Raw genomic sequence first — 15222 nt, forward strand, 5'->3', positions numbered from 1 at the left:
TCAATGATTAGTATAGCGTATTTAATAGGATGTCACGTTTTTGTTTTATGTATGAAGATTATAAGGATTTCTTATCGTAAGAGGAGGATTAATTTGAAAGGGAAATATGTATTGGTGTTGTTGTTTGTTATGTTACTAGCAGCTTGTGGTCAAGTTGAGCCGAAAAAAGAAACAAAAAAAGTAGAAGAGACGGTGAATGAAGTGAAAGAAACAATAGGGGTAACCGTTATACAAAAAAAACATAAAGAGAAAAAGTTGCAGGAATCAGAAGCGAAGTTAGTAATAGACATTTTGAATAAAGCTGAGAAACAAGAAATAACAGGAAGCTTCGGTGAACCTGAATATGAAATACAAATTAGTAGAGATGGGAAAAAAGAAACTTATTATGCATGGTTAAGAGGAGAAGATAGACGAGGATGGGTGCAATATAAGAAAGCTATGTATATGTTGAATGAAAAAGATACGGAAAAGCTTTTGGATATATTTCCAAATGTCTCAGAACAAAAAGAAGATGAGATGCAGGTAAGCCCTTTAACAGAAGTAACAAAAAAAGATTTACAGATTACCGCATTTCATATTAAAACAGGCGATCAAAACGTGAATTATACGGTACGGTATACGATTTCACAATCACTATACAATAAGTTAGTGAAGGAGCAAGAATATTATTTGCAACTCAATTTTCCAGAAAAAGTTCAAAAATTAATTGGAGCAAAAGAGAGTGAAATAATTTTAGGTGAAAAAGTAAAGGAAGGGTATAAGCAATATGAATTGCATGCTACTGTTCTGATAAAAAGCGCTTCACAATCACAATTAAAATCATTAGAAACATATTACGAAAATTATGATTTGAAAATATTAAACAGTGAAAAAGAAAAAATAGGTGTGTTTCAAAATATAATTCAGATTGTTAAAGATTATGGTGAAAAAATGAATTTTCAAAGATAAAGTGAGCCTTTAATTAGCCCTTACGGATTGGAATGAATGTAAACTCGTCAAATCTATATGGCCTTTCCTAGGAAATGATAATAGAGAGGGGAAAGCACCCCTCTCTATTACTTTGCTTTTGCAGATGGCTCATTCATTGATTTTCGTGTAATAAGAAAAGAAATCATAAGAGCGGAAAGGATGACAAGGGCAATAAATACGTGATTGGGCAACAAATCTAATAATAATACGTAACTAACGGTATAAAAAATAAGAGTTGAAGCTAAAAACGATAGAGCACCTATTATAAGAGATTGTAAATTCATTTGTGTACACCTCCTTTTATTTATATTTTTGGCTGAAAATGGATTATATAAACATTATTTCTAACAATAGAAAAAAATATGTCATAATAGAGAAAAGAACAAGCTTTGATGAATGAATATGATTCATTAATGAGAGATAAAGGAGAGGAATATGAAAAATAATAAAAAAGGATTATGGGGAATTATTGTTGCGGTAGGTCTATTTTTACTGTCTAAGTTAAAGTGGGTATTTGCAATTTTTAAATTAGCAAAGTTTTCAACGGTATTTAGTATGTTTCTATCGCTTGGCGCATACGCAGTTCTATATGGTTGGAAATTTGGAGTAGCGCTCATTTATTTGTTGTTTGTTCATGAAATGGGCCATTTATGGGCTGCGAAAAGAAAGGGGATCCCGACATCGCCAGCAATCTTTATTCCATTTATGGGGGCCCTTATTGGAATGAAAGAGATGCCGAAAAATGCGAAAGATGAAGCTTACATTGCCTATATGGGGCCGCTTTTCGGACTTCTGTCATTTTTACCGGCGATACCGCTTTATATAATGACGAAAGAGCCATTTTGGGCGCTTGTTATTTTGCTTGGAAGTATGATTAATTTCTTTAATTTAATTCCCGTTTCGCCGCTAGATGGTGGGAGAATTATTTCAGTTGTCAGTACTAAAATTTGGGGAGCAGGCCTTATTTTATTACTTGGCTATTCAATTTACTTTAAAAGTATTTTGGGAGGATTTATTGTTATTATCGGTTGTATGGAGTTATATAGAGTAATAAAGAGAGATGAGCCGATTAAGGAATTAGGGCATAAAATTGATGGGATGAAAGAATATGTTACTAGGCTTGAAGAGGAATTAAAAGAAACGGGTGCTGTACATCGGACTATATACGTGATGCATCATGAGATGAATGCATTAAGACAAAGAGAACGGGAAAAAGAGTTACAAATAGGTGAACTTCAAAAAATGGAAGTGTTAGAGTATCTTTTACCGAAGTTCGAACCGTTAGATTATGTTCCATATGAAGATGAAAAAGATGAGTATACAATTCACATAAGGGAAGCATTTGAAGCGTCAGAAAGAAAATTAAATGAATGGAAAACAGAAAAGGAACAACAAGAAAACTATTATAAAGTGGATGAGAAAACGAAATGGACAGTATTTGCTTGTTATATCGGATTAATGGTTATACTCGGTTACACAGCTTATGAAGGATATATTGTTTTACAAGAACATTTGCCAACGAGAAATGTATAGAAAAATATTGTCGAAATGATAGGAAGAATTAATACAGGAATTATATTTCTACGAGAGAATGTTACAAGTATAGTCATACGTTGCAATATTTTTAGTAGAGAAGGAGTTCTGTGTATGAAGAAATTGTTAAATGTATTAGGTATTATTATCGTGATGATCATTGCGAGTTATAGTCTTATGAAAGTGCTGTTACATTATGCGAATAAGCCTGCTGAGGTAAATACAATAGCTCAAATAGAAGATGTGCAAGAAGAGACAAAAGTGCTAGATTTTATTCGAATGACACATGAAAGCTATAATAATTTCTTAAATTATGGTAAAGCAGAGAATTATACAGACGGGGATTGGAATCAATTTAAGCAATGGTTTCAACAACAAGAACAATCTTTAAAAAATATACATACGGAAATAAAGAATGAAAAAATAAAACGCGATGTAAATAGAAGCTATGAAATTGTAAAAAAAGGTGTGGAACTTCAAAATATTGAGTATGTAGTGTATGCCCACCGTGTATATCATGACTTGGATATTATCGTAAATAAATATAGAGGTGAAACGAATATCTGGGGGTATACGGAGTTTGGCGATGGGAAAGATATAAAAGTAATCGAACAAGCTATACAAACAAAATAATAAGCTAGCTAGAATTCTAGTTAGCTTATTTTCTTTTGTAAATGCAATGTTCATATATTATTCACAAAAACACCGTGTTAATAGTGATTAAAATCACAATCTGCATTATAAGATTCAGTTAAACTAAAAACAGTTAAGGAAATAGAGGAGTGGGATACAATGTTAAGTGCAAAAACAATTGAAATCGTAAAGTCAACAGTACCATTATTACAAGAAAAAGGTGTTGAAATTACAACGAGATTCTATCAAATTTTATTTTCGGAACATCCGGAATTGTTGAATATTTTCAACCATACGAATCAGAAAAAGGGAAGACAACAACAAGCGTTAGCGAATGCTGTTTATGCAGCTGCAACGTACATTGATAATTTAGAAGCAATTATTCCAGTTGTAAAACAAATTGGTCATAAGCATAGAAGTTTAGGGATTAAAGCTGAGCATTATCCGATTGTAGGTACATGTTTACTACGTGCCATTAAAGAGGTCGCAGGTGCACCAGATGAAGTTTTAAATGCATGGGGAGAAGCATATGGTGTAATTGCTGATGCATTCATTAGCATTGAAGCAGAGATGTATGAAGAAGCTGCACATAAAGAAGGTGGATGGAAAGACTTCCGCAACTTTGTGATTGTAAAAAAAGTGAAGGAAAGCGATGTTATTACGTCATTTTATTTGAAACCTGAAGATGGAGGGAAAGTTTCTTCATTCATCCCAGGTCAATATGTAACGATTCAAATCAATATTGAAGGTGAGACATATACACATAATCGTCAGTACAGTTTATCCGATGCTCCTGGGAAAGAATATTATCGTATTAGTGTAAAAAAAGAAAAAGGTGTAGATACACCAGATGGTAAAGTGTCTAATTACTTACATGAACATGTAAAAGAAGGAGATGTTTTACCAGTAAGTGCACCAGCGGGAGATTTCGTGTTAAATATGGATTCAACATTACCAGTTGTACTAATTAGTGGTGGAGTAGGGATTACACCGATGATGAGTATGTTAAATACGTTAATTGAACAAGATTCAAAACGTAATGTATATTTTGTTCATGCAGCAATAAATAGTAATACACATGCAATGAAAGAACACGTTAAGGCAGTAGAAAATGAATATGAACAAGTTAAAGCATATACTTGTTATTCTGCACCGACTGAAAAAGATTTAGAAATGAAGAACTTTGATAAAGAAGGTTTCATTGAAAGTGAATGGTTAAAAACTATTATTCCGACAACTGAAGCAGAGTTCTATTTCTGTGGTCCAGTAGCATTTATGAAGCATATAAATGCTGCACTAACTGATTTAAGTGTGAAACAAGAGCATATTCATTATGAATTTTTCGGCCCAGCAACAAGCTTACAATAAGCAAAAAAACGAGGTATTTATTTTACCTCGTTTTTTATTTGTTCTCGTAATAAACGGTTTACTGTTTCACGGCGTATACCTATCAGTTGGCCAATTTCGGTTTGTGTTAATATTTCATATATAGGAATGTCACCTAAATATAGGGTGAACCATTCTTGTAAACGATGAAGACGTTCTTTCGGGGAGACGGTTGTCAATTGATCAATTCGTTGTTGCATCATTCTTAATTTAGATTGTAATTGCATAGCAATGTTAGCATACGATTCGGGATTTGCTTGAAGTCTCTCATACCATTCACTACTAGTGATCGGTTCCACTTCTGTTTTTATTAAAGCGATAGCTGTACCGTGATATTCTTTCGGTGAAATTAAAGAATGATGAGGTATCGTTTCACCTGGAACGATAATGTTGAATAAAAATGGTGTTCCGTTTTCTTCTAGCCGAACTACTTTTAATAAGCCTGTTTTTATAAAGTATAAAGGACCGTCCTCGCCTTGACGGAATAGTACATCTCCTTTGTGTAGAATCAATGTTAGCCCCCCATTAATATGTTTCTATTTCTTCTATTTTAGCGTATATGTATATAGACAATATGCTATTTCAACAGCAATTTCATTGACGAAATGTATGCTATTACAGTAGTATACTATTTAGTGTGTAATAGTACTAGCAATGAATACGCTGTAGGGGGTTTAGTATATTGTTAGATGCGATGAGAATGACGGATATGAGAATTCCGGCGAATGCTATCATTCATGTAGAAGAGATGAAAGGTGGAGTCGTTTTATCCGTTGAAGTAGACGGCCAAATTATTTATACGATGGCTTATGATGAAGAAACAGATAGTTATGCTGAATTATATGATCGAAAGGATAAGAGGGCGTGCCAAGTACATGAAGACTTCATGGGATGGTCACTTCTTCACTAAAAAAGATGTCAATATGACATCTTTTTTTATTAAATCGATAGAATATACAAAGAAATGAAATATAAGGATAAAATTTGTAATAATTGATTTTGCATTGTTAGCACTCTGTAACTGCAAGTGAACTATTTTTTCGCTATCATAAAGATAACAGTCGCAGTTATAGGAGTGGTCAACTTGAAGAAAGTACATATTTCAAATTATATGTTATTATGTGTTTGTTTAATTTTATTTGTTCTCCTCGGAGGATTTTTATATTCATGTGTATAAGAAAAACGCATTCTAAAAAGAATACGTTATAAAAGGGAAATAATGATTAATCTAGTTCCAAGAATAATTAACGTAATACGCAATAAATTAATTACGGCGTTACCACTTAGTTTTGTATTAATGTAAGCCCCGATTTTTCCGCCAATCCATGCACCCGGAATCAGGATTAATGCATAAATCCAGCTGACATTTCCAAGTGAGATGTGAGTTGCAGAACTTACAATTGCTGATAGAAATACGATGAACATTGAAGTTGCTACTGCAATATGTGCTGGGAATGCAAAAAGAAGCATCATTGCTGGAACAAGTAAGGCACCGCCACCAATTCCAAATAATCCAGATATAAACCCAACTATAAAAGCGATAAAGATAGCAAGAAACGGTGGGAATTGGTAGTGTACAGTATTTCCATCATTATCTGTAAAAGAACGCTTAATTACAGACGTATTTGAGAGGGAAAGAGGTTTTAATTTGTCTCGAAGCATAAGTAGAATTGAGACGAATATAAGGAAAATCCCAAAGTATAAAGAAAATGTGTCTTGGTTTAAAAATTTATTTGCCCATGATCCGATAATACCACCAGGGCCGCTTCCGATAAATAAAATAAGTCCACTTTTATAATCTACTCGCTTATGCTTCATGTAAGTAAGGGTGGAAGATAGTCCTGTGAAAACGACTGTTACCATAGAAGTCCCTACTGCAAGTTGTGGTGATAAACTGTGTAATCCAATTAATAACGGAACAATAATAATTCCGCCTCCAAGCCCAACTAGGCTGCCGATTGTTCCGGCGATTAGTCCGATGAAAAGTAACATGATGTATTCCAAAATTGCCAACTCCTCTAAATAACTTATCCATCAATTATTATACACGCTTTTTAATGAGAAATAGGCTTGTTCACAAAAAAGTCGTCTTCCTAGAAAAATAAGGAAGACGACTTTTGATTAGAAAACAAAATGTAATAGGTAGTAAAACAGAGCAGCTAAAGAAGCTGAAATAGGAAGTGTAATAACCCATGTAATTAACATACGTTTTGCAGTTCCCCATTTTACCCCTTTCACACGGTGAGAAGCACCAACCCCTAAAATAGAAGAAGAGATAACGTGCGTCGTACTAACCGGTAAGTGAATGAATGTTGCACCGAAAATAACAAGTGATGATGATAAATCGGCAGCTACACCATTTACAGGACGAATTTTCATAATTTGTCCACCGACAGTTTTAATAATTTTCCATCCACCGACAGAAGTACCAAGCCCCATTGCGATAGCACAAGATAATTGTACCCAGAACGGGATATCGCTAGAAGTATGATAGTTATTAGCCATAAGAGCCATCGTAATGATTCCCATTGCTTTTTGTGCATCATTCGTACCGTGTGTGTAGGCTTGTAATGCTGCAGTGAAAATCTGGAATATACGGAAGTTCTTATTCGTTTTTGTTAAGTTAAAGTTTTTAAATACTACTTTAAAAATACTGTATACGATATAACCAATAACGAAAGCGATAATCGGTGAAATGATTAAAGCTTCAATAATTTTAATAAATCCTTTAAGATTTAGCGAGCTAATCCCAGCGGCCGCAATTGCTGCACCTGCGATTGAGCCGATAATTGCATGCGAAGAACTACTTGGAATACCGTAGTACCAAGTAATTAAGTTCCAAGCTATCGCCGCAAGCAAAGCAGCTAAAATTACAAGAGAACCATTTTGTAAGGCGAATGGATCAACGATATCTTTTGTAATCGTTTTTGCTACACCTGTAAATGTCATTGCGCCTAAAAAGTTCATAATAGCCGCCATAATAATGGCATGTCTAGGCTTTAGAGCTTTCGTTGAAACAGCCGTTGCAATAGCGTTTGCTGTATCGTGAAATCCATTGATAAAGTCAAAAGCTAAAGCGCAAATGACTACTAAAACGGTCAGTATCAAGAGTGTATCCATGATCAAACTCCTTACGCGTTCTTCATAATAATTGTTTCTAATACGTTTGCAACGCTTTGACAGCTATCAGCTACTTCTTCAAGCTCTTCGTAAATCTCTTTAAATTGAATAATCTTAATCGGATCTTTTTCACGAGAGAATAAGTTCTTAATCGCATGACGGCGAATATCATCACACTGTGATTCATAATCCTTAATTTTAATCGCATTTGTACGAATGTCGACTAATTTTTTGTTAGACATTAATTCAACAGAGTTTGCAATCTCAATCGCACATTGATTAATTGCTTCTACGAATTTAATCATGTATTCATCAGCTTCTGTAATAGAATACATTTCGAACAGACCAGCACTGTGATCTAATCCGTCTAATACATCATCCATACTCATCGCAAGTTGTAGGATGTCCTCACGCTCAATCGGAGTGATAAACGCTTTGTTTAACTCCATAATGATTTCGTGAATAAATGAGTCACCTTTTGACTCATACTCTTTCATGCGCATAGAAAACTCTTTTAAATCGCTAGCATTTTTAATTTTATACTCCACGAAAAACTGCGCGCCTTCTTTTAAATTTTCGGAAACATTCATTAACATTTCAGAAAATTTATCTTTTTTTGATTTAAAGACCATTATTGTTACCCCCACAAAAGTAATATATGTAAAATATATTGGCTAATCAATTCTAACAAAAAACTGTCGTTTTTTAAAACATTTTATCGAAAAGTTTACAAAAACTTAACATAACTCTCGTTGTTCTATTAATAATATTAATATCCAATAGTGAATATCTTACTTGTAGAATGTCCTTTTCTTGCAAAAAGTATGAATGCAAAAGAAAAGCTTTACACTATAGGAATGACTACGTTATTATAATAAATTTAAAAGGCGGTATATTCTTCCTTTTAAAAAGAAGAGTGTAAATAAATGAAGGAAGTGAACGAATGAAATTGAAGAACACTCATTTTAAAAAAATGCTTGAGTGGTTCAATAAGAGGAAGAAACTTCGTAATTCATTAATTGTATTGGGAAGTGTATTCGTTACTCTATTTATTGCTGTAAATATAATAATTTCCATTCAAGACATATCTGAATTAAAACAAGCTGTTCCACAACCGACTTTAATTTATGATGCAAATAATGAGGTCGCAACTAAATTAGCTTCTTCGAAAACAGAAGGCGTTAAAAGAAAAGATATTCCTGATATTATGGTTCAGGCAATTGTTGCAGTAGAAGATAAGGAATTTTTTAACCATCATGGTATTTATTATAGTGGAATTATAAGTGCGGTTTTTAAAAATATTACAGCAGGAGAAGTTGTAGCAGGGGGAAGTACAATAACACAACAACTTGCGAAAAATGTATTTCTGACACAAGACCGCACATACTCCCGAAAAATAAAGGAATATTTTTTAACGAAAAAAATAGAGCGCACGTATACGAAAGATGAAATCATTGAAATGTATATGAACCAAATTTATTTTGGTGAAGGGGCTTGGGGTATAAAAAGGGCAGCTAAATCTTATTTTGATAAAGATGTAAAAGATTTAACAATTTCAGAAGCTGCAACGATTGCGGGCTTGATTAAAGCACCATCTGCGTATTCACCTTATAAAAACTTTAACAAGTCAATTGAAAGACGTAATGTCGTATTAAGTTTAATGAAAGAGCAAGGGTATATTTCTGACGAACAGTATAATAAAGAAAAAGAGAGCGGACTTGTGTTAAAACGTGGCGTTGATGATAAATACAAGGGAAAATACTCTCAATATGTAGACTATATTGTTAGAGAGGCGATGGAAAAGTACGAATTAACACAAAATGAAATTTTAGCGGGTGGTTATCGTATTTATACAGAGCTTGACCCGAAAAAACAACAGGCTGTAGAAGACGTTGTGAATAATGATAGTTATTTCAAAGATAGTGGCTCAGACCAACTTATGCAAACGGGTGTAGTTCTTATGAACCCAAAAACAGGTGGTGTACCAGCTCTAGTTGGAGGCAGAGGGCCGTATCAGTTTTTACAGTTTAACCATGCAACCCAATTAAAAAGACAACCTGGCTCAACGTTAAAGCCTTTGGCTGTATATGTACCAGCGTTAGAACAAGGATATGAAGTATACGATATATTAAAAGATGAACCATTTAACATTAAAGAATATAAACCACAAAATAGCGATCATACTTTTCACGGTGATGTGACAATGTATGAAGCTGTGGCAAAGTCGTACAATGTTTCAGCTGTGTGGCTATTAGAACAAATTGGATTAGATAAAGGATTGAAATCTTTAGAGCGATTTGGTATCCCATTAGTGCCAGAAGATCGTACGTATCCGATTGCTTTAGGCGGTATGCATGTGGGGACATCTCCATTTGTAATGGCTCAAGCATACAGTACATTTGCAAATGATGGAGTCCAAGTGGAAGCTCATGCAATTAGGGAGGTACAAAATGCTGAAGGTGAAACACTTGGAAAGTGGTATAAGAAAGAGACACGAGTGACGAGCGAGAAAATTTCTCAAAAGATGACATATTTATTAAAAGGTGTTGTCGAAAAGGGAACGGGTGAAAAGGCGAAAGTTAATAATGTTGATACGGCAGGTAAGACAGGAACTACTCAAATTGTAAATGGCCCGAGCACCGGTGCAAAGGATTCATGGTTTGTTGGATACACGCCAGATTTGGTAGGTGCGATTTGGGTAGGATATGATAAAACAGATAGCGATCATTATGTTCCGGGTGGTAGTCAAATTACGACGATAATGTTCCGGGATATTATGAAAAAAGCAAACGCAAATCCAGCTCAAAAAGCATTCCAGTTATCGCTCATATCTGAGGCTGATTATAAAAAACAATTGACTACAATAGAAGAGGAAAAACGAAGAAAAGAAGAAGAGAAGAGAAGGAAAGAAGAGGAACAACAACGAAAACAAGAGCAACAAGAGTGGCTTGATAAAGTGAAAGAATGGATTCCTTCATTTTGGTAAAAGAAAGAGGCGAATAAAAAAATTCGCCTCTTTTTTTGTATGAAAACAAAATAAAATTTTAATCGGTAGAGATTTTTGTCTATCTTAATTAGCTATTAATCCATATCCGTTGAGATACATGATATTACTCATTAAGTACAATATTCGTACTGCCAAAGGATTCGGAATCGTATGTGACGATTATTTTGCCTTTACTAATAGGTTCGTAAGGCAATTCTTCTTCGTAATTACCATTATTTTCATTGTGGATAGAAAGTGTAATTTCATCGATTTTTTTATTTGTATACTGATCTTTAATCGTTTCAGCAATTTGGAGTAACGCCTCGGAACTAGAAGCTTTCGTAATAAGCATTCCTTTTATAACTTTTTTTTCATTATTTGTTGCATTGGAATAAGGGATGTTGCTTTGTTTTGTATACAAAAGTTTGTATGGAACAGTTTTTCTCTCTGCTTTTGATATAGTGGAATATTTTAGAGTTAAAAAAAATCCTACACAGAAAATAATGCATACCATAAGAGCAAACCAAATGCGTATTAGTGACATAACTCTCATTTTCATCCCTCTTTCATATCTTTGACTTCATTATTTATCATACAAAATGAGGATTAAGATAGAGTAAATTTGAGGTAAAGAAACGTAAAGAAGGAGCACTTATCCTCCCAAACAAGTGCACCTTTTTATTAAAAGAGAGATTTAATAGTCAATCAAAATCACATCTATTACTTATAAATGTGCTTAGTCCTCCCAAAATATTTTCGGAAATTGTGGTTAGTAAATTCGGAAGACAGATAGTGTCGCAGTTGTATCGCCCGCAGGTCCTTGTTGAGGCCCTTGAGCACCAGTAGTCCCCGTAGTTCCTCCGCCTAGGCAACCAGATCCATATTGAACTAGAATAGCTTGGCCAAGAGCTTGAAGAAGTCTAACGAATTCTGTAAGTTCGGACTTAGAGATGTTAATGTGACTGCAAGTTCTGACTTCACAACAATCATTACCATAAAATACTTTTCCTTTATTTTTATTGTTCATCTTTTCATTCTTTTCTTTCATAGAATCAATAGTCATTACTATATATTAAAATGAAATTTCTACTAAATCCGTGCTGGACAAACTACCATTTCTAAAAAAATAAGAAATCGGCCCAGCTAGCAAAAAATAAGTAAAATATAGAGAAGGTTTTATATAATGTAAAGAAGAAAAGTTCAACATAAAAACTGCATGTCAATTGTTGAAGGATGTAACAATTGACATGCAGTTCGTGGATTGGATTTTATTTGTATTGATTTAATCTTTCAAGGGCTGTTTTAGGTAAGATTGGAATTGAAATAGTAAAAGTAGTACCATCTTCATTACTAGTCATTTTTAATGTACCGTTATGATTTTGAATAATTTTTTTCGTTACTGACAAGCCCAAACCTGTGCCGGAATCTTTTGTTGAGAAGAATGGATCAAAGATATAGTCTTGAATCGCTGGTGGAATACCAGTCCCATTATCAGTGAAAGTAATACGAACAAAATTATCTAGGCGGTAACTAGTGATTTGGATAGAAAGTTTTTTTTCTCCTTGAGCATCGACAGCGTTCTGGAATAAGTTTAAAAAAACTTGCACAAGTTCATGACGATCAATATGAACTAATATATCATCTAATTCGGTAGAAAAATTATAATCAATTGAAATGTTATGTAAAAAGACTTCGCTAGCTAGTAACTGTTGAATATACTCACGTAAAAATGTATTAATGGGAAAGGGTTCTCTTTTAAATTCACGTGTTTTTGAAAGAGATAAAAATTTTGTAATGATACTATTTGCTCGATCTAATTCAGGAATAAGTAAATTTTTAAATAGTTCTTTATTGGATGGAGAAACACTTTCTTGTAAAAATTGTAAGTATCCTCGTACTGTTGTAAGAGGATTTCGTACTTCGTGTGCAATTCCAGCTGCGATTCGCCCTGCTAACGAAAACTTCTCTGCATCACGTTCTGTATTTAAATAATGAAAGACACTAATAACTCTAAAAATCTCCCCGTTATAATCACGAATAATTCGGTTATTTATAATGCCATAGTTTTTGTCTAAAACTTCTTCATTATATATTTCTGTTCCCGTTTTTAATGTTTCAATCGCTTTAATTTTTTCTTCCGGCAAGTTTAGTAATTGTTGAATCGGTTTTCCGATAATATCATTTCGTATTACACCGAAATCATCTGCAGCAACTTGATTACATAAAGTAATATTCCCTTTATTATCGATAAAGGTTACATGATGTGAAAAGGCATCAAAAATATGTACAAAGTGTTTTTCGAGTTGTTCAAATAAAAATAATGAATCACAAGTAAGTTGAAAATGAGCCTCTTTATTCTCTTTTGGTATTTCTTGAATGGAATGGGTTGTTCTAGTTTTCTTTATTCGTAAACCAATATGTGGATTTTTGTATGTGAAATGATGTGGTAATTGATTCACAAGTTCTTCATAAAAACGTACTTTATTTTCTAGTTCTTCAATTCGTTTTTCATGAGATACAGTAGCATCGTTTGGAAGCATAAATAAATAACCCCTCATTTTAAAAATTCTTCCATATAGTATATCATATTTTTATAAGGATACTCTTAAAGAAAAGGCTACATGATGCAAAGTGTTTGGAAAGTGAATAGAAGATGAAGTTAAAAAGGGAGGGGTATATGTGCTGTTTATTGGATTGACAGGATGGGGAGATCATGATTCTTTATACATAAATCCCTATGAAAATAGAAATAAATTACGAACATACAGCGAGTATTTTCCTATAGTAGAAGTGGATAGCTCATTTTATGCGATGCAACCTGCACGAAACTATACAAAATGGGCAATGGAAACACCGAAAGATTTTTCTTTTATCGTAAAAGCATATCAAGGAATGACAGGACATATGAAAGGTGAAATTCCTTTTTCTACGTTCGATGAGATGTTTGATGTATATAAACAATCTATTCTTCCCTTAATTGAAGCTGGTAAATTAAAAACGATTTTATTTCAATATCCACCATGGTTTGATTGTAAAAAGAAAAATGTAGATTTTCTTCGATATACGAAAGAAAAAATGGAAGGTTTACCATGTGCAATAGAATTTCGAAATCAAACATGGTTTTATCCAGAAATGAGAGATAGGACGTTACAGTTTCTAGAACAAGAGAAATGGATTCATACAATTTGTGATGAACCACAGGCTGGGATAGGTTCTGTGCCACTCGTGTTAGAGGTTACGAATTCAGACATGGCATTAATACGTTTTCACGGTCGAAATGTTCATGGTTGGCTTGATAAAGGGGAAAACTGGAGAGCGGTTCGCTGTTTATATCGCTACAACAATAAAGAACTGGAAGAATGGGTTGAACGATTAGAGCAATTAAAAAAGAAAACAAAGGATATATACGTACTGTTTAACAACAATTCAGGTGGGGATGCAGCAGATAATGCGAAACAGCTTATGAAAATGATGAACATTACATATGGTGAGCCGAAGCCGGAGCAATTAAATTTTTTTGAATGATAATAAACAAGAAAGGCACTGTACAAACAGGGGGAATGTACAGTGCCTTTCTATATGAAAAAGAGGGGTAACAATGTTACTGAGCGTTTGGTTGATTCATCAATTGTTGGCTTCATAATGAATGATAATGGTTATCATTATCATTGTCAATGGTTTTTCTAAAAATATATAAAAAACTTTGTATATTTTAAATAGAGATAAAAAAAGAACAGCATTAATGCTGTTCTTTTCCGTTGACGAATTGTTGTAAATCAAAAGGAGTTATCGCCTGGATAAATTCTTTTGAGATAAGTGTTTGAACGAGAGTGCTCTCAGAGATAGAAGCACCTGTTTTCTTTTCATAAGCTTGTTTTAATAAATCAAGTTTTTCAGCCGTTTCTTTTGGTAATTCAATTGTAAGTGTGTTCATAATTTCTCCCCCTTATTATTAGAGTACCACTACAGTATAGGAGAGACAAGAAAAGAGAATATGAAATATAAAAAAGGTTACCAAATTTTCAAATGGTAACCTTTTTTATGTATAAGAGTTATTAAGCAATACCGATATACTTTAAAGTTTTTGATGGAGTACTGTGATCAAAGAAGTGTTGTAAAAATGCAATATCAACACCTGATTTGTATGCACAATAACCCCAAGTTTTTCGAAGTGTATGTGAGCTAATCCCTTCTAATCCAACTTCTTTTGCAGCTTTGTTTAAAATGTACCATGCATGTTGTCTCGTAATAGATTTTGTTCCTTTTTGAGATTTTAACAATGGTTCATTACGTTTCCAAGTTTTACGTTCTTTCATGTAGTCTTCGATTGCGTGCTGTAAGTCTTCATTTACAGCAAACCATTTATGTTTCTTTACTTTTTCATTGTAAAATAAAATGGAATGGCGAACATTTTCATTTTCATCGATTACATCACTAACTTTTAATTGTAAGATTTCACTTACTTTTAAGCCAGAATTTACAGCTAATACGAATAATAAGCCATCACGTTTCGAAGATTGTAAAAGTATATTTTTGATAGTTTCTAATTGTTTTTCATTTTGAATAGGTTGTCCTGCTTGTTTCATTTCACGCAC

Annotated in this window: 17 protein-coding genes; 7 read left to right on the top strand and 10 right to left on the bottom strand. The window is 33.5% G+C overall.

Annotated features, from left to right (window positions below; all coding sequences use genetic code 11):
• Window positions 1-93 precede the first annotated feature (93 nt).
• Window positions 94-948 carry a YhfM domain-containing protein gene (locus tag M1D73_RS07210; RefSeq protein WP_000677061.1) on the top strand — a complete coding sequence of 285 codons (855 nt, stop codon included), beginning with the start codon at window positions 94-96 and terminating at the stop codon, window positions 946-948.
• A gap of 107 nt (window positions 949-1055) precedes the next feature.
• Here M1D73_RS07210 and M1D73_RS07215 read toward each other — a convergent pair whose 3' ends face one another.
• Entirely contained in the window at window positions 1056-1253 is a 198-nt protein-coding gene (locus tag M1D73_RS07215) for a hypothetical protein (protein ID WP_001053356.1), read from the bottom strand.
• Between the two features lie 151 nt (window positions 1254-1404).
• On the opposite strand from M1D73_RS07215, the gene M1D73_RS07220 reads away from it, so the two are divergent.
• The 3 genes from M1D73_RS07220 (at window position 1405) to hmpA (ending at window position 4503) form a co-directional block, all read left to right on the top strand.
• Window positions 1405-2502: a site-2 protease family protein gene (locus M1D73_RS07220; RefSeq protein ID WP_098212753.1), complete on the top strand. Its 1098-nt coding sequence runs from the start codon at window positions 1405-1407 to the stop codon at window positions 2500-2502.
• Window positions 2503-2616: 114 nt separating this feature from the next.
• Complete coding sequence (locus M1D73_RS07225) at window positions 2617-3135, top strand: hypothetical protein (RefSeq protein WP_000735227.1); 519 nt, start codon at window positions 2617-2619, stop codon at window positions 3133-3135.
• Between the two features lie 159 nt (window positions 3136-3294).
• Entirely contained in the window at window positions 3295-4503 is a 1209-nt protein-coding gene (hmpA, locus tag M1D73_RS07230) for an NO-inducible flavohemoprotein (protein ID WP_000947334.1), read from the top strand.
• 17 nt (window positions 4504-4520) lie between these two features.
• Here the strand turns inward: hmpA and M1D73_RS07235 are convergent, their stop codons facing one another.
• Window positions 4521-5033 (bottom strand): Crp/Fnr family transcriptional regulator, encoded by a 513-nt coding sequence (locus M1D73_RS07235; protein WP_000600589.1) that lies wholly within the window; start codon window positions 5031-5033, stop codon window positions 4521-4523.
• A gap of 170 nt (window positions 5034-5203) precedes the next feature.
• On the opposite strand from M1D73_RS07235, the gene M1D73_RS07240 reads away from it, so the two are divergent.
• A complete protein-coding gene (locus M1D73_RS07240) occupies window positions 5204-5431 on the top strand; it encodes a hypothetical protein (protein ID WP_000883008.1) in 228 nt (75 codons plus the stop codon).
• A 293-nt stretch (window positions 5432-5724) separates the two neighbouring features.
• Here the strand turns inward: M1D73_RS07240 and M1D73_RS07245 are convergent, their stop codons facing one another.
• From M1D73_RS07245 to M1D73_RS07255, 3 genes are all read right to left on the bottom strand, one after another.
• Window positions 5725-6525, bottom strand: coding sequence for a sulfite exporter TauE/SafE family protein (locus tag M1D73_RS07245; protein ID WP_000455748.1), 801 nt, complete (start codon window positions 6523-6525; stop codon window positions 5725-5727).
• A gap of 117 nt (window positions 6526-6642) precedes the next feature.
• Window positions 6643-7641, bottom strand: a complete 999-nt coding sequence (locus M1D73_RS07250) for an inorganic phosphate transporter (protein ID WP_000380272.1) — start codon at window positions 7639-7641, stop codon at window positions 6643-6645.
• A gap of 11 nt (window positions 7642-7652) precedes the next feature.
• Complete coding sequence (locus tag M1D73_RS07255) at window positions 7653-8273, bottom strand: DUF47 domain-containing protein (RefSeq protein WP_000231449.1); 621 nt, start codon at window positions 8271-8273, stop codon at window positions 7653-7655.
• A gap of 311 nt (window positions 8274-8584) precedes the next feature.
• Between M1D73_RS07255 and M1D73_RS07260 the strand changes: the two genes are divergently transcribed.
• Window positions 8585-10627, top strand: a complete 2043-nt coding sequence (locus M1D73_RS07260; RefSeq protein ID WP_481158010.1) for a transglycosylase domain-containing protein — start codon at window positions 8585-8587, stop codon at window positions 10625-10627.
• Between the two features lie 124 nt (window positions 10628-10751).
• Here the strand turns inward: M1D73_RS07260 and M1D73_RS07265 are convergent, their stop codons facing one another.
• From M1D73_RS07265 to M1D73_RS07275, 3 genes are all read right to left on the bottom strand, one after another.
• Window positions 10752-11180 carry a hypothetical protein gene (locus M1D73_RS07265; protein ID WP_001265547.1) on the bottom strand — a complete coding sequence of 143 codons (429 nt, stop codon included), beginning with the start codon at window positions 11178-11180 and terminating at the stop codon, window positions 10752-10754.
• A 216-nt stretch (window positions 11181-11396) separates the two neighbouring features.
• Window positions 11397-11675: a hypothetical protein gene (locus tag M1D73_RS07270; protein ID WP_033689285.1), complete on the bottom strand. Its 279-nt coding sequence runs from the start codon at window positions 11673-11675 to the stop codon at window positions 11397-11399.
• A 220-nt stretch (window positions 11676-11895) separates the two neighbouring features.
• Entirely contained in the window at window positions 11896-13167 is a 1272-nt protein-coding gene (locus M1D73_RS07275; protein WP_000937237.1) for an ATP-binding protein, read from the bottom strand.
• A gap of 139 nt (window positions 13168-13306) precedes the next feature.
• Between M1D73_RS07275 and M1D73_RS07280 the strand changes: the two genes are divergently transcribed.
• Window positions 13307-14152 (top strand): DUF72 domain-containing protein, encoded by an 846-nt coding sequence (locus M1D73_RS07280; RefSeq protein ID WP_000897329.1) that lies wholly within the window; start codon window positions 13307-13309, stop codon window positions 14150-14152.
• A gap of 214 nt (window positions 14153-14366) precedes the next feature.
• Here the strand turns inward: M1D73_RS07280 and M1D73_RS07285 are convergent, their stop codons facing one another.
• Together M1D73_RS07285 and M1D73_RS07290 are read right to left on the bottom strand one after the other, a co-directional pair.
• Window positions 14367-14561 (bottom strand): DUF3924 domain-containing protein, encoded by a 195-nt coding sequence (locus M1D73_RS07285; RefSeq protein WP_001094860.1) that lies wholly within the window; start codon window positions 14559-14561, stop codon window positions 14367-14369.
• Between the two features lie 121 nt (window positions 14562-14682).
• Window positions 14683-15213: a tyrosine-type recombinase/integrase gene (locus tag M1D73_RS07290; RefSeq protein ID WP_000806236.1), complete on the bottom strand. Its 531-nt coding sequence runs from the start codon at window positions 15211-15213 to the stop codon at window positions 14683-14685.
• Window positions 15214-15222 lie beyond the last annotated feature (9 nt).

It is taken from the genome of Bacillus sp. PK3-067, from assembly GCF_056738645.1.